Annotated in this window: 25 protein-coding genes and 1 pseudogene; 13 read left to right on the forward strand and 13 right to left on the reverse strand. The window is 58.8% G+C overall.

Translation table 11 applies throughout. From position 1 onward, the window contains the following. Nucleotides 1-439, forward strand: a pseudogene (locus ACFPLB_RS06835) (hypothetical protein); the annotation flags it as partial. 398 nt (nt 440-837) lie between these two features. Here the strand turns inward: ACFPLB_RS06835 and ACFPLB_RS06840 are convergent. From ACFPLB_RS06840 to ACFPLB_RS06850, 3 genes are all read right to left on the reverse strand, one after another. Then, on the reverse strand, nt 838-1,383 hold the full coding sequence (locus ACFPLB_RS06840; protein WP_378228625.1) for an NADH dehydrogenase ubiquinone Fe-S protein 4: 546 nt from the start codon (nt 1,381-1,383) through the stop codon (nt 838-840). Between the two features lie 71 nt (nt 1,384-1,454). Beyond that, entirely contained in the window at nt 1,455-1,967 is a 513-nt protein-coding gene (locus ACFPLB_RS06845) for an Hsp20/alpha crystallin family protein (protein WP_378228626.1), read from the reverse strand. Nucleotides 1,968-2,063: 96 nt separating this feature from the next. Then, nucleotides 2,064-2,540 (reverse strand): Hsp20 family protein, encoded by a 477-nt coding sequence (locus ACFPLB_RS06850; protein ID WP_378228627.1) that lies wholly within the window; start codon nt 2,538-2,540, stop codon nt 2,064-2,066. A 217-nt stretch (nt 2,541-2,757) separates the two neighbouring features. Here ACFPLB_RS06850 and ACFPLB_RS06855 point away from each other — a divergent pair, with 217 nt between their 5' ends. Together ACFPLB_RS06855 and ACFPLB_RS06860 are read left to right on the forward strand one after the other, a co-directional pair. After that, nucleotides 2,758-2,973 carry a hypothetical protein gene (locus ACFPLB_RS06855; RefSeq protein WP_378228628.1) on the forward strand — a complete coding sequence of 72 codons (216 nt, stop codon included), beginning with the start codon at nt 2,758-2,760 and terminating at the stop codon, nt 2,971-2,973. Nucleotides 2,974-3,096: 123 nt separating this feature from the next. Continuing rightward, nucleotides 3,097-3,393, forward strand: a complete 297-nt coding sequence (locus tag ACFPLB_RS06860; RefSeq protein WP_378228762.1) for a DUF982 domain-containing protein — start codon at nt 3,097-3,099, stop codon at nt 3,391-3,393. Here ACFPLB_RS06860 and ACFPLB_RS06865 read toward each other — a convergent pair. After that, nucleotides 3,387-3,665, reverse strand: coding sequence for an usg protein (locus ACFPLB_RS06865; protein ID WP_109708007.1), 279 nt, complete (start codon nt 3,663-3,665; stop codon nt 3,387-3,389). The two genes, ACFPLB_RS06860 and ACFPLB_RS06865, sit on opposite strands and share 7 nt — an antisense overlap. A gap of 19 nt (nt 3,666-3,684) precedes the next feature. After that, entirely contained in the window at nt 3,685-4,029 is a 345-nt protein-coding gene (locus tag ACFPLB_RS06870) for a hypothetical protein (protein ID WP_378228629.1), read from the reverse strand. 340 nt (nt 4,030-4,369) lie between these two features. Between ACFPLB_RS06870 and ACFPLB_RS06875 the strand changes: the two genes are divergently transcribed. The 7 genes from ACFPLB_RS06875 to ACFPLB_RS06905 all read left to right on the forward strand — a co-directional run bounded on the left by ACFPLB_RS06875 (nt 4,370) and on the right by ACFPLB_RS06905 (nt 11,295). After that, a complete protein-coding gene (locus ACFPLB_RS06875; protein ID WP_378228630.1) occupies nt 4,370-4,684 on the forward strand; it encodes a co-chaperone GroES in 315 nt (104 codons plus the stop codon). Between the two features lie 56 nt (nt 4,685-4,740). Further along, nucleotides 4,741-6,366, forward strand: coding sequence for a chaperonin GroEL (groL, locus tag ACFPLB_RS06880; RefSeq protein ID WP_378228631.1), 1,626 nt, complete (start codon nt 4,741-4,743; stop codon nt 6,364-6,366). Nucleotides 6,367-6,437: 71 nt separating this feature from the next. Continuing rightward, the gene (locus ACFPLB_RS06885) at nt 6,438-6,662 is read left to right on the forward strand and encodes a hypothetical protein (RefSeq protein ID WP_109708004.1); all 225 of its coding nucleotides are present in this window, start codon (nt 6,438-6,440) and stop codon (nt 6,660-6,662) included. A gap of 134 nt (nt 6,663-6,796) precedes the next feature. Further along, complete coding sequence (locus ACFPLB_RS06890) at nt 6,797-8,167, forward strand: DegQ family serine endoprotease (protein WP_378228632.1); 1,371 nt, start codon at nt 6,797-6,799, stop codon at nt 8,165-8,167. A 47-nt stretch (nt 8,168-8,214) separates the two neighbouring features. Further along, nucleotides 8,215-9,417, forward strand: a complete 1,203-nt coding sequence (locus ACFPLB_RS06895) for a COG1470 family protein (RefSeq protein ID WP_378228633.1) — start codon at nt 8,215-8,217, stop codon at nt 9,415-9,417. Next, nucleotides 9,414-10,352, forward strand: coding sequence for an ABC transporter ATP-binding protein (locus ACFPLB_RS06900; protein ID WP_378228634.1), 939 nt, complete (start codon nt 9,414-9,416; stop codon nt 10,350-10,352). The genes ACFPLB_RS06895 and ACFPLB_RS06900 overlap by 4 nt, the downstream gene beginning before the upstream one ends. Next, nucleotides 10,342-11,295 (forward strand): ABC transporter permease, encoded by a 954-nt coding sequence (locus tag ACFPLB_RS06905; protein ID WP_378228635.1) that lies wholly within the window; start codon nt 10,342-10,344, stop codon nt 11,293-11,295. The genes ACFPLB_RS06900 and ACFPLB_RS06905 overlap by 11 nt, the downstream gene beginning before the upstream one ends. 283 nt (nt 11,296-11,578) lie before the next feature. Here ACFPLB_RS06905 and ACFPLB_RS06910 read toward each other — a convergent pair whose 3' ends face one another. The 6 genes from ACFPLB_RS06910 to ACFPLB_RS06935 form a co-directional block, all read right to left on the reverse strand. Beyond that, nucleotides 11,579-11,989: a hypothetical protein gene (locus ACFPLB_RS06910; RefSeq protein WP_378228636.1), complete on the reverse strand. Its 411-nt coding sequence runs from the start codon at nt 11,987-11,989 to the stop codon at nt 11,579-11,581. Next, entirely contained in the window at nt 11,986-13,074 is a 1,089-nt protein-coding gene (locus ACFPLB_RS06915) for a DUF3419 family protein (protein ID WP_378228637.1), read from the reverse strand. Before ACFPLB_RS06915 ends, ACFPLB_RS06910 begins: the two co-directional genes overlap by 4 nt. A gap of 22 nt (nt 13,075-13,096) precedes the next feature. Continuing rightward, nucleotides 13,097-14,110, reverse strand: a complete 1,014-nt coding sequence (locus tag ACFPLB_RS06920) for a glycosyltransferase family 4 protein (protein WP_378228638.1) — start codon at nt 14,108-14,110, stop codon at nt 13,097-13,099. Nucleotides 14,111-14,115: 5 nt separating this feature from the next. Continuing rightward, on the reverse strand, nt 14,116-14,952 hold the full coding sequence (locus tag ACFPLB_RS06925; protein ID WP_378228639.1) for a UDP-2,3-diacylglucosamine diphosphatase: 837 nt from the start codon (nt 14,950-14,952) through the stop codon (nt 14,116-14,118). 10 nt (nt 14,953-14,962) lie between these two features. Beyond that, nucleotides 14,963-16,351, reverse strand: a complete 1,389-nt coding sequence (locus tag ACFPLB_RS06930) for a UDP-glucose dehydrogenase family protein (protein ID WP_378228640.1) — start codon at nt 16,349-16,351, stop codon at nt 14,963-14,965. A 342-nt stretch (nt 16,352-16,693) separates the two neighbouring features. Further along, on the reverse strand, nt 16,694-17,686 hold the full coding sequence (locus ACFPLB_RS06935) for a diaminopimelate dehydrogenase (RefSeq protein ID WP_378228641.1): 993 nt from the start codon (nt 17,684-17,686) through the stop codon (nt 16,694-16,696). A 341-nt stretch (nt 17,687-18,027) separates the two neighbouring features. Here ACFPLB_RS06935 and dapA point away from each other — a divergent pair, with 341 nt between their 5' ends. Together dapA and smpB are read left to right on the forward strand one after the other, a co-directional pair. Next, nucleotides 18,028-18,909, forward strand: coding sequence for a 4-hydroxy-tetrahydrodipicolinate synthase (dapA, locus tag ACFPLB_RS06940; protein WP_378228642.1), 882 nt, complete (start codon nt 18,028-18,030; stop codon nt 18,907-18,909). A 23-nt stretch (nt 18,910-18,932) separates the two neighbouring features. Continuing rightward, nucleotides 18,933-19,412 (forward strand): SsrA-binding protein SmpB, encoded by a 480-nt coding sequence (gene smpB / locus ACFPLB_RS06945; RefSeq protein ID WP_378228643.1) that lies wholly within the window; start codon nt 18,933-18,935, stop codon nt 19,410-19,412. A gap of 61 nt (nt 19,413-19,473) precedes the next feature. Here smpB and ACFPLB_RS06950 read toward each other — a convergent pair whose 3' ends face one another. Beyond that, on the reverse strand, nt 19,474-20,163 hold the full coding sequence (locus ACFPLB_RS06950; protein WP_378228644.1) for a uracil-DNA glycosylase: 690 nt from the start codon (nt 20,161-20,163) through the stop codon (nt 19,474-19,476). Next, a complete protein-coding gene (locus ACFPLB_RS06955) occupies nt 20,156-20,737 on the reverse strand; it encodes a LabA-like NYN domain-containing protein (protein ID WP_378228645.1) in 582 nt (193 codons plus the stop codon). Before ACFPLB_RS06955 ends, ACFPLB_RS06950 begins: the two co-directional genes overlap by 8 nt. Before the next feature lie 316 nt (nt 20,738-21,053). On the opposite strand from ACFPLB_RS06955, the gene rpoZ reads away from it, so the two are divergent. Then, nucleotides 21,054-21,446, forward strand: coding sequence for a DNA-directed RNA polymerase subunit omega (gene rpoZ, locus ACFPLB_RS06960; protein WP_378228646.1), 393 nt, complete (start codon nt 21,054-21,056; stop codon nt 21,444-21,446). The last annotated feature ends 37 nt before the right edge of the window (nt 21,447-21,483 follow it).

Below are 21,483 nucleotides of genomic sequence, written 5' to 3' on the forward strand. Positions count from 1 at the left end.
AGGCCGGCTCTCAGAAGATACGCTGATCAACAACCTTGCCCATGAATGGGCGTCTCTGCCAACAATCTCCGGCGACGGCGCATATGCTGGCCAGAATGTTGCCGTCAGCCCAGATCGCGTGCGTGAGGTGTTGGCCGAGGTCCGAGAACGTCATGGCGCCAGCCAACCTGCACGCGAAATTGTGGTCGAGAAAGAAATCGACAAGCCCGTCCTTCCCGTCAGCGTCGAAGCTGAAATCCGCAAGCGTACCGATCAGTGGAGCTGGATCACCACCATTTTCGGGTCGGGTGGTGCCGGACTTGCAGCGCTCGCCGGCATGGACTGGCAGACTGTCATCGCCATCGGCGCGCTCGCGCTGGGCGGCCTCATCATCGCGTTGCTGTTACGGCGCCAGATCGTATGTGCGGTGCAGGATGTGAGGAGGATGATCGAAGGGTGACATGACCAGGCCACACCTTGGCTTCCCGAGGGATTAATCAATCACTGGATAGAATGGCCTGCCCCAATCTTTCTCAGGATTGTCCATCATCAGATCAACAAAAACAGGCATTAGGAAACCAAGGATGGCAGCGCCGTCCCGTACCTGTGCCCGGTTTACACCGCTGTTCCAAGTGGAGCCACCGTGCACAAGCTGATTTCGTAGAACATATAGCCTGTCGAACACGAAGCTCAGGACCTTGGCAGTATCGCCGGCCTGAAAGGCCTGCGTAAAGGTTCGCGACGCACTCCTGAATTTCTCCTCCCAATCTTCGAAGCCGTCGATTCCGTTGTGATGCTGCCAAAACGGATTTAAGACCTAGAGGTTGTCCAACAACATTTTATCGGCCCGGAAAATCGCTACCAGAGCCGGTTGTCAGTCACGACATCAATCGGCGAAGCCCAGCCGCCATCCCCATCATTGCGATTGGCGTCATTCGACATGGCCCGACGGTACTTGTCCGAAAGCCCGGCGAGGCCAAGCTTGCCGAGCGTCGCATCGGAGAATGTGTTTCGCTTTTCTCCAGACTTATCCATGGTAATCCTAGCCTTATCCTTTGGTACGTCCACGACATAGCAAAGACCCTGCCGCTGCGCGTAACGGATCGCAGACGCCAGCGTCGGGAACTTAAGATCGACCTGCTTCAGTGTGTCCCGGCTGCCGGTGTAGCCCATGAGCGGTTCGATAAAAGACGGGCTGCGCGCCTCGAGCACGAGCTTCCATTGATCGCGCGGCGGAGCACTGGTAGTCGCCGAGCGAGATGGGCGGTAGATCCTGGCCACGGCATCGCTGGGGAATAAGGAGCGTCCCATTGACAGCATCGTGCGACGATTGTCGTTGGCTCCCGGCACGGCCCGGTCGACAGGACCATCTGCCATTGATGTCCTTCTTGCAGCAATGTTCATGGTTCTTCCTCCGTGATCGGTGAAGGTCGGCGCCGACGGGCGCAACGAACCCGCCGGCGCAGAAACCGTCGTCAGCTCTTGATCGCTATGCGTTTTACCTGCGACTGTGCCTTTTCGGTCTTGGGAAGGACGAGGTTGAGCACGCCATTCCTGAACCTGGCGTCGATCTTGTCCTCGACGATTTCCCTTCCAACCGGGATACGGCGCTCGAAACGGCCGTAGAAGCGTTCCGAGAACTGCTTGTCCTTGTCCTCGGTCTCAGATCGCTTTTCGCCTCTTAGCGTCAGCACACCGTCATCCAGAACCAGTTCGATGTCCTTTTCCTCCAGACCTGGCACTTCCGCGGTTATGCGGACCTCCTTTTCAGTCTCGGAGATTTCGAGGCTTGGCCACCCCCGTCCGAAGGAAGCCAGAGAGTCAAAAGCTGGCAGGTTTCGATCAAACGAGCGAAAGACATCATCGAACAGGCGATTGACTTCCCGGTGCAGCGACAGGAACGGATTGCGGTCCTCTTCACGATAGACAGCGGGAGCCTGATTGCTGCTCGTGTCACGGCCCCAGGGGATCAGGTCACGTACGTTCATGGTTACTCTCCTTCTGTTCTGAACAATTGGACACAGCTTCGCCGATGGCGCCGGACGCGTGGCCCGGCGCTGGCGATCCGTAGACTGACAAAAGCGTCAGGCTGCGATCTGCTCGTTGGTGTGCGAAGAGGATTCAATCTGCATCGTCTTCTCCTGCGACGAGATCGCAATCCGACGAGGCTTCATCTCCTCCGGGATCTCACGCCGAAGATCGATTGTCAGGAGGCCGTTGACGAGAGTCGCGCCTTCAACTCGTACGTGGTCGGCGAGCTGGAAGCGACGCTGGAACGAGCGTCCGGCAATGCCGCGATGCAGATACTGCGCATTCTCGTCGGTGGTTTTGCTGCCCGCCACGAGAAGCATGTTTTGCTCCTGCGTGATGGAAAGCTCGTCTTCGCTGAAGCCGGCCACCGCCATGGTGATGCGGTAGTCCTCTTCGTCAGTCTTTGCGATGTCATAGGGCGGCCAGTTGTCGATGCTCTCGGCGCGGCTGGCTGCCTCCAGCGCATTGACCAGACGGTCGAAGCCGATGCTCGACCGGAACAGGGGAGAAAAATCGAAAGTGGTTCTCATAGCCACATCCTCCTTGAAGCAACATGGGTACAAGATTGTACGGCTTTTGGCCGGCGCCGCCCCGTAGTGGCAGCGGCGCACAATCGATCTGGTTCCTTCATTTCAGAGTTTCAAGAGGGTGACGGCAGAAAATTTCTACAGCGATTTCAGCCTGCTGGAATTTGAGAACAACTCCACCATCTGATGAGTTGGTTGTTAATATGAATGGAGACCTGCCATGACCTATGAAGACATCGTTTCAGTCCTTGGCCATATAGATGACGATCTGGCTGCCACGCTTGTCGCAACCGGGGCAAGCGCGGATGAACTTCGCGAGGCCTGGAATTGGCTCCACAATGATGAGGCGTTGATGAGCGAAGGGCGACCGCTGCCGGGCACGCGCGTCGGCCAACTCATCGATCTGCTTGAACCTGATGATGACGGCCTGGACTGAGCTGCGGATGGAGGGTTGAAGAGGCACGTTGGGATGCCCAGATCATCCATGATCGTTCAGAACGATCAGTTGCTTGCTCTTAAAAGACGATCAGAAAACAAGGAGAAAGTAATGGCTGACATTATGTTCACTGAGCCAGTAATTCTGCGTATGCCACATACCGGATTTCGGAAAGTGGCCACAAGCTTCGAAGCACTGGAATGCCTTGAGCGCGAATGGCCGGACTGGGCACGTGGACGTCGTTGGCGGAATGCCATTGCTGCCTGTCGGGACGCACTCGACGGATGGCGCTCTGCGAAGGAGGCGCGCCGGAGCTTCATGAAGGCTGCAATGCGAGCGGGCCTCGTTCAGGGAGCACGACGCACGCGAGTTCGGGGTACTCTCGGTAGCTATCAGGGAATTCCCGCCGGGCTTCAGTGAACGGATATGATCCCGTCGACGGCTTTCCATTCTGATGGCTGGATCAGACGGTGGTGGGCGACGCGCACGGAGTGCAGCGCGCCCTCCAGCGTCTCGGTCCAGTAGTCCAGAAAGCCGCGCAGTTCGGGAAATTTCGGGGCGAGGTCGTAATCCTGCCAGACATAGACCTGCAACAGGCTCGGGTGATCCGGCAGGTGATAGTGGATTTCGGCTGTGGTCAGGCCGTAGCCTTCCATCTGCATCCGGAATTCACGACTGACGATCGCTGGCATATGTCTCTCCTTTGTCGTTTCATGCGTGAAGACGATGGTGATGGTCTGCGGATCCGCATACGGCATCGTCCGCCCCGATGTCGTCGCGATCAAGACGCCGCAGCGCGTCCATGATGATATCGAACGAAACTGGCTTATCCGCACCCGGCGGCTGGCGTAGCGTCGGCATTGACTCAACAGCGCACGCATCAGATGCCCATGATGCCAGGATAGCGCGTTTTTCGCTGCGTTCGAGCGTGTCGTCGCGCAGCACATCCTCGGGATGCCGGTAGTGGCAGGCTGGCGACAAGAGCCGGTCTAGCGCAATGTCTTCGGCTCGTGGCGCGAGTGATGGAATGATCATCGAAAAACCGCTTCTACGCATCGTTGCCCTCCTTCCTGTCGTGTTGTTCCAAAACTCCGATCTGTCTCAAGATTGCCAGGCGTGCGCATGATGCACGCTGATGAAAGGATTTTGGCTCATATGCACAAAATTTCAAGATATCTGTTATGCCCGACAAGCAAATTATTACATGTTTTCATGCTGCTAGCAGCCGGTCGAGGTGAGTGATAATTTTTTATTCTTTCCTCTTGAAATCTCAATTCATCGAAACCAGATCGATATGCGCGTAACGCCGTTAAGGGTTGCGCGGCCTCGCTCTGGTTCTCAGCGGACCGGAGCGCAGGGACCTCTCACAATCTGTTTGTCCTGAAAGGAGAACGATATGACGTTCCGTCCATTGCATGACCGTATCCTGGTCCGCCGCATCGAAGCCGAAGAAAAGTCGGCCGGTGGCATCATCATTCCTGACACTGCCAAGGAAAAGCCGAGCGAAGGCGAAGTGATCGCGGTCGGCCCCGGTGCCCGCGACGATGCGGGCAAGATCATTGAGCTCGACGTCAGGGTCGGGGACCGCATCCTGTTTGGCAAATGGTCCGGCACCGAGATCCGGCTGAACGGCGAAGACCTGCTCATCATGAAGGAAAGCGACGTGATGGGCGTGATCGAGCAGACCGCCACGCTGAAGAAGGCCGCCTGACGGATTCTTCGATCATCAACCAGTCAATGAAAGCTGCCTATAGAAGGAGTGATCCAATGGCTGCCAAAGAAGTCAAATTCAACACCGAAGCCCGCGAGAAGATGCTGCGCGGCGTCGACATTCTCGCCAATGCCGTCAAGGTGACGCTCGGCCCCAAGGGACGCAACGTCGTCATCGACAAATCGTTCGGCGCGCCGCGTATCACCAAGGACGGCGTTTCCGTCGCCAAGGAAATTGAGCTCGAGGACAAGTTCGAGAACATGGGCGCGCAGCTCGTTCGCGAAGTTGCCTCCAAGACCAACGATCTGGCCGGCGACGGCACCACGACCGCGACCGTTCTGGCGCAGGCCATCGTCAAGGAAGGCGCCAAGGCCGTCGCGTCGGGCATGAACCCGATGGACCTGAAGCGTGGCATCGACAAGGCTGTGGACGCGGTTGTCGCCGAACTCAAAGCCAATGCGCGCAAGATCTCGAAGAACGACGAGATCGCCCAGGTCGGTACCATCTCCGCCAATGGTGATTCCGAGATCGGACGTTTCCTCGCGGAAGCGATGCAGAAAGTCGGCAATGAGGGCGTCATCACCGTCGAGGAAGCCAAGACTGCTGAGACCGAGCTGGAAGTGGTCGAGGGCATGCAGTTCGACCGCGGCTATCTCTCGCCCTACTTCATCACCAATCAGGACAAGATGCGGGTCGAGTTCGAGGATCCCTATGTCCTTATCCATGAAAAGAAGCTCTCCAACCTTCAAGCCATGCTTCCCGTGCTCGAAGCGGTCGTCCAGTCCGGCAAGCCGCTGGTCATCATCGCCGAGGATGTCGAGGGCGAGGCGCTGGCCACGCTGGTCGTCAACCGTCTGCGCGGTGGCTTGAAGGTCGCGGCCGTCAAGGCGCCGGGCTTCGGCGATCGCCGCAAGGCCATGCTGGAGGACATCGCCATCCTCACCGGCGGCACCGCGATCAGCGAGGATCTCGGCATCAAGCTGGAGAATGTCACGCTGGAGATGCTCGGCCGCGCCAAGAAGGTCGTCATCGAGAAGGAGAACACCACCATCGTCGATGGCGCTGGTTCAAAAGCCGAGATCGAAGGCCGCGTGAAGCAGATCAAGGCGCAGATCGAGGAGACGACCTCCGATTACGACCGCGAGAAGCTTCAGGAGCGGCTGGCCAAGCTCGCCGGCGGCGTCGCGGTGATCCGCGTCGGCGGTGCGACCGAGGTCGAGGTCAAGGAGAAGAAGGACCGCGTCGATGACGCGTTGCATGCGACCCGCGCGGCTGTTGAGGAGGGTATTCTGCCGGGCGGCGGCGTGGCGCTGCTGCGTGCGCAGAAGGCACTCGACAGTATCCAGACCGACAATGTCGACCAGAAGCACGGCGTGGAGATCGTGCGCCGGGCCATCGAGGCGCCGGTGCGCCAGATCGCCGAAAATGCCGGCGCCGAAGGTTCGATCATCGTCGGCAAGCTGCGGGAGAAGCCCGATTTTGCTTACGGGTGGAACGCCCAGACCGACGAGTATGGCGATCTCTTCGCACAGGGGGTCATAGACCCGGCCAAGGTGGTGCGTACTGCCTTGCAGGACGCGGCGTCCGTCGCCGGCTTGCTGGTGACCACCGAGGCGATGATCGCTGAAAAGCCGAAGAAGGAAGCAGCCCCGGCGATGCCCGCGGGCGGCATGGACTTCTGACCATCTCGCGCTGAAAGTGACCGCTCCCATGTCGGGAGCGGTCAGGAGCAAAGCATAGATTGGAGACTGACATGAGCCTCATGCCAGACTTTGACCGTGTGCCTGTGCCGCATCATCCCCCGGCCGAGTTCCTGTCGCACGATGCGGAAGCGCGCATGGCATTGGCCCCGCTGTTCGAATCTTTGCTCGACAGGCTGGTGATGGCTGGATGGGATCGGCGCACGGCGGCCTCGGCGCTGATGTTCCATGCGGCGGCGCAGGTGTCGTCCCTCTCGCGAGACGGCCGGCCACAATGATCCGGGAACCTCGCCTCCGGGCGGGGTTCATTTCCAATCGAACCAGGCGCGGGAATGACCGGCGGCGGAAGATCTCTTCCGGTGCGACGGCAGCGCCGTATCCTACACGAAGGAAAAATATCGGGAGATCGACAATGTTCATCGGCCTGCCTCGCGCCCCGCAGATTGTCGCCATCCTTCTCACGTGCCTTGCATTGTCGTTTTCCGGTGGCGCTGTGCCGCCCGTTGCCGCACAGGATGTGGCATCCGGCGTGCGTGTCGAGCGTTCGTTGCCCGATGTTCTGGAGGAGATCACGCCCGCGGTGGTCAACATCGCGGTCACGTCTCGCGCGTCTGCCGAAACCAACCCGCTCTTCAACGATCCCTATTTCCGGCGCTTCTTCGACCTGCCGCAGATGCCGCAGCAAAGGCCCCGCATGAGCGCCGGGTCCGGCGTCATCGTCGACGCGGACAAGGGTTACATTCTCACCAACCACCATGTCGTCGACGGCGCGAGCGAGATCGCGGTGACGCTGAAGGATCGCCGCCGCTTCACGGCCGAACTGGTCGGCAGCGACAAGGCGACCGACATCGCCCTGCTCAGGGTTGATGCGTCAAACCTGACCGCCCTGCGGCTGGGCGATCCGTCGCGTCTGCGCGTCGGCGACAATGTGGTCGCCATCGGCAATCCGTTCGGGCTCGGCCAGACCGTCACCTCCGGCATCGTCAGCGCGCTGAGCCGCAGCGGGCTGAACGTCGAAGGCTATGAAGACTTCATCCAGACCGACGCCTCGATCAATCCCGGCAATTCGGGCGGCGCGCTGGTGACGGCGAACGGCCAGCTTGTCGGTATCAACACCGCGATCATCGCGCCGGCCGGCGGCAATGTCGGCATCGGCTTCGCCGTTCCCATCGACATGGCATCGGCGGTGATGACGCAGCTAATCGCGCATGGCGAGGTCCGGCGCGGACGCATCGGCGTCTCGATCCAGGACCTGACGCCCGACCTTGCCGAGGCTCTGGGCATCGATGCCAGCTTCGGCGCCGTTGTCGCCAGCGTTGAAGACGGCTCGCCCGCTGCCGAAGCCGGCATTCAGGCCAGTGACATTATCGTCGCCGTCGACGGGCGCGAGATCGCAGGTTCGGCAGATTTGCGCAACCGCATCGGCCTGTCGCCCGCGGGCTCGCGGGTGGAGATCGCCTATCTGCGCGAGGGCATCCGCCAGACCGCCACCATGACGGTGAGTGGCGAAACAGGTCCCTCGCGCGCCTCGGCGAGAGCCATGCCCGACCGTCTGGCCGGTGCGGATTTCCAGGATGCGTCCGGCAACGTGCTGGTCGCTAACGTGGCTCCGGGCAGTCCCGCCGCACAGGCAGGTCTGCGCACCGGCGACGTCATCGTCGCCGTCAACCGCCGGCCGGTCGGGACCGTGGCCGAACTGACGCGGCTGCTCGGCGAAACGCGCGGCACAATCGCGTTCGAACTTTTCCGCGGAGGGGCGCGGCTCCTGCTCGTCATTCGTTAGGGCGTGCCTTCCGCTTTGCTGACTGTTCGTTGTGAATAGGGGAGAACATGATGAGGACATTTACCGCAACATTGATGGCAGCCGCGCTCGGCGCAACGCTGATGGCGCCGCTGCCGCTTGGCGCACAGGAAACTCCTGCGGCGCAGCAATCTGCCGAACTCAGCGGCTTCTGGCTGACGACGTCCTGGCCCGAGATGACCATCAAGCCGGGCGAAACACAGTCGGTTTCGCTGTCGTTGCGCAATGAAAAGCTGCCGCCCCAGCGCGCCACGATCGAAGTGTCGGGCGTGCCGGAAGGCTGGGCGTGGTCACTGAAGGGCGGCGGCCGCGAGGTGACGGCAGCGATCGTCTCGCCGGATTCGACCGAGCGGCTGACGCTCGAACTCACCCCGCCGGAAGGTGCTTCCACCGACGGCGAACATGCCATCGAGGTCCGCGCCCGCACCGCAACTGAGACGGTGACCCTGCCGCTTGTGGTACGCCTGTCGGAAACCGAGGAGGCCGCCTCCGGCCTTTCGCTTGAGCCCGAATTGCCTGCGTTACGCGGCACAGCGCGCTCGACCTTCTCCTTCAAGATCAAGGTGAAGAACGAAGGTGCGGAAGACGGGCTGTTCAATCTGACAGCCAGCGTGCCGGCCGGCTTCCAGACACGCTTCAAGAAGGGTTATGGCTCGGAAGAGATCACCGGCCTGCCCATCGCCGCAGGCGCCACGGAGACGGTGACAATGGAGGTGATCCCATCGCGTGGGGTCGCGGCCGGGCGCTATGAAGCCGGGTTCGAGGTTTCCGGCGAAGGGCTTTCCGGGACCACCCAGCTCAGTCTCGACGTAACAGGCGAACCGCAACTCGCCATCGTCGGCCCGCAGGAGCGCCTGTCTGGCGAGGCGGTAGCCGGCAGGGAGTCGAGCTTCACCTTCACGCTCGTCAACACCGGAACTGCTCCCGCGACCGATCTGGAGCTTTCCGCCACGCCGCCCTCCGGTTGGACCGTCGAGTTCGAGCCGAAGGAAGTTGCCCAGATCGCGCCGAACTCCACCGGCGAGGTCAATGTAAAAATCACCCCGTCTGAACAGGCGATCGCCGGCGATTACATGGTGTCGGTGCGGGCCTCCAACGACACCGTCTCCGAAAACGTGCAGTTCCGCGTTACTGTGAAGACCTCCACCCTGTGGGGCGCTGCCGGGCTTGGCGTGATCGCCGTCGCGGTTCTGGTGCTGGGCGGTGCAGTCATGAGGTATGGGCGGCGATGAGTACGATCGTTCTCGAAGCGAAGGGCCTTGCCAAGCGCTATGGCGACGCGGTGGCCGTGGCCGGCATCGACCTCTCCGTCAACCAGGGTGAGGTGATCGGCCTGCTTGGCCCAAACGGCGCCGGCAAGACCACGACGATCCTGATGCTGCTCGGTCTGACCGAAGCAAGCGAAGGAAGCGTCAGCATTCTCGGCAAGGACCCGCTGCGCCGGCCACTGGAGGTCAAGCGCGAGGTCGGCTACCTGCCGGACTCCGTCGGCTTCTACGACACGATGACCGGCAGGGAAAACCTCGCCTATACGGCGAAGCTCGCCGGCATGTCGCGCGAACCGGCGAAGGAGCGCATCGCGGCAGCACTCGACAAGGTGCGGCTGACGGAAGGCGCGGACCGTCCGGTCGCCACCTATTCGCGGGGCATGCGCCAGCGCCTCGGCATTGCCGAATTGCTGATGCGCGACTGCAGGATAGCGATCCTCGACGAGCCGACCTCGGGCCTCGATCCGCAATCGACGCAGGAACTGCTCGACCTCATCCTCGACCTGTCGCGCGGCGGCATGACCATCCTGCTGTCCTCGCATATGCTCGACGTGGTGCAGTCGATATGCAGCCGCGTGGCGCTGTTCAACAAGGGGCGCATCGGCTTCTTCGGCACCATCGAGGAACTGGCCACGAAGATCGGGCACGGTTCCTTCGTCATCGATGTTGAGGCCGATGGGATCGACCTCGGCCAACTCGCGGACAAGACCGACGGCGTGACGTCGGTTGCAGCCGCCTCCCACGGCCTCTGGCAGGTCGAGGCGACGCGTGACGTGCGGTCCGATCTTGCAAAACTCGTGGTCGAGGCCGGCGGCAGACTGAAGAACCTCGACCTGCGCCGCGCCCGCCTCGACGACGCCTACAACCGCTATTTCAGGGAGGTTGCCAATGCAGCGTGAAGATTCTCCGTTCAGGGGCGTCGGCACGGTCGCGCTCAAGGAAGCCGCCGATCATATGACCAGCGCCCGCATGCATCTCATCATGCTACTGGTGCTTCTCACCGCGATCGGCGCGGTGTACGGCGCCATCGACCGAATCCGCGAGACAACCGCCGAGGACGCCTATCTGTTCCTCAAGCTGTTCACCGTGGCGCGTGAACCGCTGCCGTCCTTTGCCGCCTTCCTCGGCTTCCTGCTGCCGCTAGTAGCGATCGCGCTCGGCTTCGACGCCATCAACGGCGAGTTCAACCGGCGCACCATGAGCCGGCTGCTTGCCCAGCCGATCTATCGCGACGCCGTGCTATTCGGAAAATTCCTTGGCGGCCTGTTGGTCATCGCAATCGCATTGCTGACGCTTTGGTTGATGATGGTCGGGCTCGGCATGCTTTTCCTAGGCCTGCCGCCGTCGGGCGCGGATATCGTGCGCGGCATCTCGTGGCTTGCCGCGACGGTCGCCTATGCCGGTGTCTGGCTCGCGCTTGCCATCGCATTCTCGACCGTCATCCGCTCGCCTGCCACCTCGGCCTTGGCGGCGCTGTCGGTCTGGCTGGTGCTGACGGTGTTCTGGGGCATGATCGCGCCGCTGCTGGCCGGCATCGTCGCGCCGATCGACCCGTTTGATCCGACGAGCGTGCTCAACCGCTTTGAGTGGCAGCAGGCGATTGCCCGCGTCTCGCCACAGACGCTCTACGGAGAGATAACGGGGCTGCTGCTCGACCCGGCCGCGCGCTCCGTCGGGCCACTATTCATGCACCAGATGCAGGGCGCGGTGATCGGCGCACCGCTACCGACCATGCAGAGCCTGCTGATCGTCTGGCCCCAGATCTCCGGCCTGATCGCCGCGATGCTGGTCCTGTTCACGCTCGCCTATGTCGTGTTCCAGCGGCAGGAGGTGCGGGCATGATAGCCGCGGGCCTGAGCCACTGAACGCCATCCTCCGCTGGACCCAAGCTGATCTGGCGGAGGACGTATCATTTAAACTTAGGACACTCTATTCTGTCTATACAGGATTTGTGGTGCCGGCGTATAATTTATGGAAGAAAAACAAGCACTTATCACGGAGAAGGTTCGATCGCAGTCCCTTTCCCTCCGCCACTTGATTGATTGCCCAGCAGCGTTCGTACAGGTGGACCTCGCCCACGCCGAAAAGAATGTGAGTGTCAGGATGCAAGTTGAATTATGGCATTTCATTTATTAACCGCATGACGATCATTTGGCATCCATATTGAACACTGTTGTTCCCAATCCGTCGGAAATGGCTCAAGTACCCGCGCCAGCGTCACCTCCGGCCCCTGCTTCCCGTCCAGGATCGCGTCGATGATGTCAGGCGCGAGCAGCGTGAGCCGTAGGACGCGGGTCATGTAGGACGTCGCGATCCCCTCGCGTTCGGCCAGTTCGGCGATGGTAGCGAACTCACCCGACTCCAGCAGACGCTTCCAGCGAAACGCGCGGGCCAGTGCCTTGACCAGCGTGTTGTCCGTCCTCCGGTCTGGCCGTACGCCATGGGGAAGCTGCATCTCCTTGCGCCCGCCGCGCTTCACGATGCGGAACGGAACGTGGAGCGTCATGGTCTCGGGGATCGGCGGCTCGCGGGTCATGCGGCCGCTCCCATGTCTCCAGCCCGCATCTCGCGGGCGAGGCTCCCCAGACCATCCATGCGCAGCCGGACGTTGAGTCCATCCGTGCCGATGTCCACGCGCTCGATCAGCAGCGCCACGATACGCGCCTGCTCGGCGGGGAAGAGTTCGTCCCACAGCGGGTCGATCTGCTGCAGGGCGGCGCGGGCGTCGGCTTCGGTGATGTCGCTGGCGTGGGCGCTCGCCGCCTCCCACGTCCCGGCCACGATCTCGGGCTGGCGGAACACGGCGCGCAGCTGGTCGAAGACCGCGGCCTCGATCTCGCCCGCGGGCACGCGGCCGATGGGGCAGGATCCGGCCCCATGCTTCAACAACGTCTGGCTGACGTAGTAGCGGTAGAGCCTGTCGCCCTTGCGGGTGTGCGTCGGCGAAAACGCTGCGCCATCGGGGCCGAACAGCAGTCCCTTCAGCAACGCGGGCGTCGCGGCGCGGGTGCGGGCGGCGCGCTTGCGCGGGCTTTCCTGCAGAATGGCGTGTACGCGGTCCCACGTTTCGCGGTCGATGATGGCGTCGCCAAGCAAGCCGTGCCTGTATAAATTGCGTGAGAATATCGAGATGCGGCGGCGGCCAGACAAGGTCCGCTTCTCCCAATAGGCCCGGCTTGTTGCATCCAGATGCGGCCGGATGAAGCGCTGATAGGCGGCGATATTTTGTTTATCGTTTGCCTTGCCATAAAAGCGGTAGAAGGTCTCATAGTCGTCAAAATGGGTGGCCGCAGCCAGTTTCAGCCGGTTGAAGGCAACATGCGCCGTGTTGAGGTCAACCGCCTCGACGCTTGCCGGATCGGCAATCAGGTAGGAAAGAGCATTGCAGCCGCCTGAGGCGATGGTGACGATGCGGTCGCCGGGCCTGATCTTGAGGGCCTGCATGTCCACATCGGGGTCTTCCCATATTTGTGGATAGACCAGCCCTTTGAAAACATGAGCAAAAAGCCGTTCAGACAGGCCTGCTTCGGAGAAAAGCGGGTTTTGCCGCACGGCCTTGTCAAGCCTTGTCGGTCCATTCGGGTCTGTCGCCGCCTTGTGAAAAGTGAGAGCGCCTGACATCGGGTGTGTCCTCTTGGGAAATTCAGGCTGCCGCCTGATTTGCGCCGGGTCGAAGATGTGACAGAAATTGTGCGGCACATTCCGCCCAGCTATAGGCGAGCGCACGGTTGCGGGCGTTTTCTCGTGGTATATCAAGGGCTGCGAGTGCGGCCACGCGCAAATCATCCGACAGCACGCCACATTGGAAATTGCTGACAATATCGATGGGGCCGGTCACCGGATAGGCCGCAACCGGACAGCCGCTGGCCAGAGCCTCCAGCAGCACATTGCCAAATGTGTCGGTGCGGCTGGGAAAAACAAAAATATCGCTTGCCGCATAAATGCCCGCCAGTTCTTCGCCGAGGCGCGTGCCAAGGAAATGCACGTCTGGATAGCGTGCTTTCAACTGGGCCATGTCGGGGCCATCGCCCACCACCACCTTGCTGCCCGGCAGGTCGAGATCAAGAAAAGCCGGCAGGTTTTTTTCCACCGCAACGCGGCCAACATTCAAAAAAATCGGGCGTGGCAGATCAAGCTCAACTCTTTTTGCGGGGTTGAAAAGCTGCGTATCCACCCCGCGTGTCCACAGCCTGAGATTGGTGAAGCCTTTTGCGTCCAGTTCCATTTCCAGCGAGGGTGTCGCCACCAACATCCCCTGACCGGCATTGTGGAAGCGGCGCATGCAGGCATAGCTCCAGCTTTCCGGCACCGGCGTTCGGGCGCTCAAAAATTCAGGAAACCGCGTGTGATAGCTGGTGGTGAATGGTTTTTTGCTGGCAAGACAGGCGCGCCGTGCCAAAATCCCCAACGGACCTTCTGTGGCGATATGGATGATGTCGGGCGCGACATCCTTGATGCGCCTGCCAATCTGCCGTGGCGTGACCAGCGCCAGTCTGATCTCCCGGTAAGACGGCAGCGGCAGCGTCGGGTAGCCTTCAGGTGTCAGGAACTCCACCTCGACGCCCTGCTGGTGCAGCGCCTCGGCAAGTTTTTCAAGGGTACGCACCACGCCATTGACTTGCGGGCGCCAGGCATCGGTGACGATAAGAATACGCATATCGTTTACGCCGCCCGCCGCCGCCAGGGCGCAAGAACAAGCGAACGCTGCTCATTGAGCAACCGGCTCATTGTCGCCCATTGGATGATTTCCATCCGCCCATCCTCATGCTCGACTACGGCTGTGCAGCTTTCAACCCAGTCACCGGTATTGATATAGGTAAAACCGTCGAAATCGCGCATGGCGGCGCTGTGAATATGGCCGCAGATGACACCATCGACATCATGGCGCCGTGCTTCGGCAGTCAGTGTCTCTTCAAATTTTCCGATAAAACTGACGGCATTCTTGACCTTGTGCTTGGCCCAGGCTGACAAGGACCAGTAGGTGAAGCCGAGCTTGCGCCGGATCAGGTTGACATAGGTGCTAAGCTTGAGCGCCGCCTCATAGGCCCAGTCGCCCAGATAGGCCAGCCATCGGGCATGGCGCACAACCACATCGAATATATCGCCATGAATGACGAGGTAGCGCTTGCCATCGGCTGCCTCGTGCACCGCTGTTTCCTGCACCTCGATGCCGCCAAAATGCAGGCCGTAAAATTCGCGCAGGAATTCATCATGATTGCCGGGAATATAGATGATTCTGGTGCCCTTGCGCACCTTGCGCAGCAATTTTTGCACAACGTCATTATGGCTTTGCGGCCAGTGCCAGCCTGAGCGCAGTTTCCAGCCATCAACAATGTCGCCGACCAGATAGATGGTCCTGGCGTCATGATGTTTCAAAAATTCCAGCAGTGCCTCGGCCTGATTGCCGCGCATGCCCAGATGAAGGTCGGAAATGAACAAGGCCCGGTATTTGCGGCCTTCCGGCATGGGGGGTGATTTGTCATTGGCAGAAGTTTCCATGAGCGGCATATCACCTGTTTTGCATGACAGGAGTGTGATGGCGGATGCGGGTGACAACAGGCGGGGCCTGTTTTGTCATTTCGGGGGCTGCTTCTTGCTGCACACCGATCGTGCTCAATGAAAAGCCGTGCTGGCGCGCTTCGACAGGATCAAAGACATGGCGAAAATCAACCAGCACCCGGTTTCTTACCACCTGCGCCAGCCTGCCCAGATCAAGCCGTTTCAGCGCCTTCCAGTCGGTCATCATCACCACGACATCGGCACCGGAAGCGCATTCATAAGGATCATCGAAGAATTCAACATCGTTCAGCAGGCTGCGTGCATTGGCCATGCCCTGAGGATCGTGGGCGCGGATATGCAGGCCGACCCTTTGCAAGGCCTCGATCAGCGGGATCGAGGCTGCCTCGCGCATATCGTCGGTTTCCGGTTTGAAGGTGAGGCCTAAAATGGCAACGCTGCGGCCCTCTGAATTTCCGCCAAGCGCATTCAGGACTTTTAGCGCCATGCGCCGTTTGCGCGCATCATTGGCAACGATTGATTCCTGAATGATGCGCAGCGACACCCCATGGTCCTGCGAGGTGCGAAGCAGGGCAAGCGTGTCTTTTGGAAAGCAGGAGCCGCCATATCCGGGACCGGCATGAAGACATGCCGCACCGATGCGCCGGTCGAGCCCCATGCCAAGCGCCACATCGCGCACATCTGCCCCAACGCTCTCGCACAGGTCCGCCATTTCGTTGATGTAGGAGATTTTTACCGCCAGAAAGGCATTGGCGGCGTATTTGATCAGTTCGGAGGTGCGCCTCTGCGTGGTCATGACCGGAATGCCCTGAAGCCGCAACGGCTCGTAAAGCTCCTGCAACAGGACGCCCGCCCGCTCGTCATCAACGCCAATGACCACGCGGTCAGGTGCCTGGAAGTCGGCAACGGCGCTGCCTTGACGCAGGAATTCCGGGTTTGATGCAATCGCAAAACGGGCATCGGGGCGCGTTCTGGCAATGATGCGCTCAATGTCATCGCCGGTGCCGACGGGAACGGTGGATTTGGTCACCACCACGGTAAAGCCATTGAGCGATGCCGCAATCTCTTTTGCTGCCGCATAGATAAAGGAAAGGTCGGCTTCACCGTCGCGCAGCCTTGGCGGGGTTCCCACCGCAATCATGACGATGTCGGCCCCCGCAATTGCGGGCGCGGCACTGGTTGTAAAGGAAAGCAGCCCTTGTCCGACGGCCTGACTGATCAATTCTTCAAGGCCCGGCTCATAAATCGGCATGATGCCTTGCCGCAAACTGGCGATCTTGCCTGCATCCTTGTCGATGCCGACGACCTCATGTCCCCAGCTTGCAAGGCAGGCGGCCGAAACCAGCCCAACATATCCGGTACCGATAATTGCAATTTTCACAAGCCAGCCCTCCTGCGATCAGGGGGCCAGACCACTGGTGCAGACCTTGATTCGCATTGGTGTTCAAGGTCAGAAATAGGCTTGCTGTTTGACGGTTATATTACAGGAAAAAAGACGCCCTGTTGAAGATTCTTGAAACTGGTTCTTAAAGCGTGTCGCAATCTTTCAGATTCACGCGACACGCTTTAAGTTATTATTACGCATGTCTTTACCCCGAAACTGGTTCCCAGCTCGGGAGACAGGCTTTAAGTTCGAGAGACATGCGTAAAAACAAAGTCTTAAAGCAGGTTCATGAATCTGAAAATTCACGAGCCTGCTTTGAAAATATCGTCTCTTGAAAAGTTACAAATAGTCTGCGCGCAATTGTTCTGCGCTTTTGACAGAAAGCAGCCCGGGGGGCACGTCAAACACTGTTTTGGCCCCATATTGGCCCATAGCATGCAGGCGGTGCACGGCACGGGCATAGGCAACCAGAATGCTTGAGGTAAATTCCGGATTGCTCTCAAGCTTGAGGCTGTATTCAATTGTCTGGGTGATGTTTTCAGAAGTGTGTCCGCTGCGGATGACAAAGCCGCCATGGGGCATTGCAGAATGGTCGCGGGCCAGTTCTTCGGCGCTGATGAAGTTCACTATTGTGTCATAATCGACAAAATAATGCTCCATGGTGACGATTGCCTGACGCACAATTTCCGGGTCGGCACCTTCATCCAGCACAACAAAACAGTCGCGCCTGTGTTTTTCGCGGGTGGTGAGGGGCAAGCGCAAGCCGCTGCGCGCCTGTTCGACTGCTGCTGGAACGGGCCGTGTATATTGCACAGCGCCTGCAACACCGGGAACGCGGCGCAGGGCATCGGAATGACCCTGACTCAAGCCGTCACCCCAGAAAGTGTGCGTTTCCCCATTGGGCAAAAGCGCTTCGCCAAGCACCCGGTTGATGGAGAACATGCCCGGATCCCATCCTGCCGAAATCAGCGCTGTCTTGGCGTTGGGTTTTGCGGCTGCATCCACGGCTGAAAAATAATCGGGAATGCGCGCATGGGTGTCAAAACTGTCAACCGTATTGAACAAGGTCGCATATTTTGGGCCCTGTTGCGGCAGGTCCTGTCTGGAGCCTCCACACAAGATCAGAACGTCAATGCGGTCGGTGTGCTGGTCTAGCTCTTCAATGGCAAAGACAGGTGTTTCAGGGTTTAGCGGCTTAAGCCGGGCAGGGGGGCGGCGTGTATAGATCCCGGTCAGGCGCATGTCGTGATTATGTTTCATGGCCGCTTCAACTCCGCGCCCAAGATTTCCATGGCCGACAATGGCGATACGAATGGGTTCGGTTGTGTTCATGGTCATTATTCCTGACTTGCGCAGCAGACATGCAAAATTAGAGCATCGGACCAAAAAGTGGAATCGGTTTTTGGATAATTCCGATGCTGATTCAAAGAGTTAGAGCGTCCTTTGTGCGTCCGACAGGACGCACGGCGCTCTAAAACAACAAAACGGATATAGAATTATGCAAGGATTTCAAGAAACAGGGAAAGATAAAGCCTGTCTCTTGAACAGGTCCTGGCCTTAAAAGAATAATTTCTGGAGCCTGTCCTATGGTGCCTTGGCAGGGTTTGCGTTAGAAGCCATCATCTTGCCCGATCACCGGGTTTTTAAAAGAAACTTCCAAGGAGTTGGATTTCATGCTGAGAGGCTCGCTCACCGCGCTCGTCACGCCGTTCGACACGAACGGGAATTTCGACGAGAAAGCCTTTCGCAAACTTGTGGAATGGCAAATCGAAGAAGGCACGACAGGGCTGGTGCCTGTCGGCACCACAGGTGAATCGCCAACGCTTTCGCATCAGGAGCATCACCGTGTGGTCGAGCTTTGCGTCGAGGTGGCAAAGGGGCGCGTTCCGGTTGTTGCCGGGGCCGGTTCCAACAACACCAAGGAAGCTGTCGAACTGGTCCAGCATGCACAAAATGTTGGCGCCGATGCGGTTCTGGTGGTCACACCCTATTACAACAAGCCGACCCAGCGCGGGCTTTACGAGCATTTTGCCACGGTTGCGCAAGCCACGACATTGCCGATCATCATCTACAACATTCCGCCGCGTTCCGTGATTGACATGACGCCCGAGACGATGGGGCGGCTGGCGCATGATTTTACAAATATTATCGGTGTCAAGGATGCAACCGGCAAGGTGGAGCGCGTTTCGGAACAGCGCGCGACCTGTGGCAAGGATTTTATTCAGCTTTCGGGCGAGGATGCCTCGGCGCTGGGTTTTAACGCCCATGGTGGCGTTGGCTGCATTTCGGTGACTGCCAATGTCGCGCCGCGCTTATGTGCGCAGTTCCAGCAGGCGACATTGTCGGGAAACATGGCGCGCGCGCTGGAATTGCAGGATATTTTATTGCCGCTTCATAAGGCGATCTTTCTTGATCCGGGTGTTGCCGGGGCCAAATATGGGCTGTCAAGACTGGGCCATATTGAAAATGTCGTACGCTCGCCTCTTATGACGGCTGAAGCTGAGGCGCAGGCACAGATCGATGCGGCCATGAAAAGTGCCGGCTTGATAAACTGAGGCCGATACGCCATTTGCGCATTATGAGCCAGAACCGGAAAGCCGATCCCAATAACAAGGTTGCCGCGGAAAACCGCAAGGCACGCTATTCTTATGAGGTGCTCGACACGCTCGAGACCGGCCTGGTGCTGAGCGGCACCGAGGTCAAGTCCTTGCGCGGTGGCCATGCCAATATCCAGGAATCTTACGCTTCGGTGGAAGGCGGTGAATTGTGGCTGATCAATTCCTATCTGCCGGAATATCTTCAGGCCAATCGCTTTAATCATGAGCCGCGCCGCCGCCGCAAGCTGCTGGTCTCGAAGCGAGAATTGTCGCGCCTGTGGCAAAGCGTTGATCGCGAAGGCATGACGCTGGTGCCGTTGAAAATCTATTTCAACGATCGCGGCCGCGCCAAGCTGCTGCTTGCGGTGGCGCGCGGCAAAAAACTGCATGACAAGCGCGAAACCGAAAAACAGCGTGACTGGAACCGGGAAAAGGGCCGCCTGCTTAAAGAGCGCGGCTGAAGCATTTTGCAGTCAGATGCTTGCATCTGACGTCGCAAGAATGCGACCGGAACAAAATGTTCTAAAAAACCTGTTCTGGCCGGATGTTCAGAAAATCGGCAATATCACGAAACACGCTGGCAAACATTTCCGGCGTCAACACACCTGTATTGGTGTTGTAGCGTGAGCAATGATAGCTGGAAAACAGCGTCAGCCCGCCGATTTCATAGCGGCCTCCATGTTTGAAAGGATGGGCTGACACTTTGCCGCCCAGCGTGCGCACCATGGATTGATGGGCAATTGTGCCCAATGCCAGCACCGCAGTCAGATTGGGAAAGCTTTGAATGGTGGGGATGAGAAAAGCCCGGCAGTTGGTGATTTCAGGCCCGGTCGGCTTGTTTTGCGGCGGCACACAGCGCACCGCATTGACGATGGCTGTATCGATCAGTTCAAGGCTGTCATCGGGGCGCGCCTCGAAACGGCCACGCGCCAGATGAAACCGGATCAGCGTTGAATAAAGCAAATCGCCCGCATAGTCACCGGTAAAGGGGCGTCCGGTTCGATTGGCTCCGCGCAAGCCCGGCGCCAGCCCGACAATGAGCAGGCGCACGGTTTTTCGGCCATCCAGCGGCAGAAAGGGTGGCACTGGTGCATTAAACCAGTCGGGTTCTTGAATGCGCCATTGTGCAATAAAATCATGCAGCCGGGGGCAGATTGGGCAGTCGGGGTCGGGATCGGTGGGAGCCTGCAACAGATTGCTCGCCTTATTCATCCTCTTCCCCGTCATCGTCCATCTGTTCCGATTCTGGTCGACGCGGCGCTTGTGCACGGCCAACCTCGTTTTTTAGGGACATCAGATCGATGAAATGGTCTGCCTGACGGCGCAATTCGTCGGAAATCATGGATGATTGCGAGGCCATGGTGGAAACCACAGAGACCTTGCGGCCCCGTCTTTGCAATGCCTGCACCAGAGTACGGAAATCGCCATCGCCTGAAAAGATGACGTAATGATCAATCACATCAGCAAGTTCAAATGCATCGACGGTGAGTTCGATGTCCATATTGCCCTTGAATTTGCGCCGCCCCGCGGCATCGATAAATTCCTTGGCGGGCTTGGTCACCACCTTGTAGCCATTATAGTCCAGCCAGTCGATCAGCGGGCGGATCGAAGAATACTCCTGATCCTCCATCAGTGCCGTATAGTAATAGGCGCGCAACAGATAACCCTGATTTTTAAACCAGCCCAGCAATTTTCGATAATCTATGTCGAAACCAAGTGCGCGTGAGGTTGCATAAAGATTAGCGCCGTCGATAAAAAGAGCAATCTTTTCGCGCTGGTCAAACATTGTGAATATGTCCTTGTCGAAAATGATCTGTTGATAAAATAAGGGCCTGCGGGGTGTTTCTTTTCAAATCAAACTGAAACGCCCCTGCAAAGTCAGTCCGCAAAATCAGCCCGTGAAATCAGGTTGTGATGAAAATAACGTCAGCTTCATGGCGGCCAAATCCTGCCTTTGCATCATATCGGAAAATTGATATACTTACAGCCCTTGCGCTCATGCCTGTCTGTCAGGCAGGACGGGTATCACTTGTGTTTTTTTGAAATGCAGGTTAAGAAGCGCTCCAGTTTTCCATCAAATCCTTCGCATGAAAGGGGCATCTATGGCCCGCGTCACCGTTGAAGATTGCATCGACAAGGTTACGAACCGCTTTGAGCTGGTTCTTCTGGCCGGTCACCGTGCCCGTCTGATCAGTCAGGGCGCCTCCATCACCGTTCCGCGCGACAATGACAAAAATCCTGTCGTGGCGCTGCGTGAAATTGCTGAGGAAACCCTGTCACCGGGCGATCTTAAGGAAGATCTGATCCACTCGCTGCAAAAGCATGTTGAGGTGGACGAGCCGGAAATGGATGTTATTGCAGCGCAGTCGGATGAAGTCCATGACGAATCTGCCGATGCGCCGGAAGAAAACATCACGTTTGATCGCATGTCGGAAGATGACCTTCTGGCTGGTATCGAGGGTCTTGTTGCGCCGGAAAAAAGCGACGATTTCTGATATTCAAGACACGGATTTCGGCTCTTTCGCCAGCGTT

The organism is Aquamicrobium segne (assembly GCF_042656785.1).
In the GTDB taxonomy this organism is placed as follows: Bacteria; Pseudomonadota; Alphaproteobacteria; order Rhizobiales; family Rhizobiaceae; genus Mesorhizobium; species Mesorhizobium segne.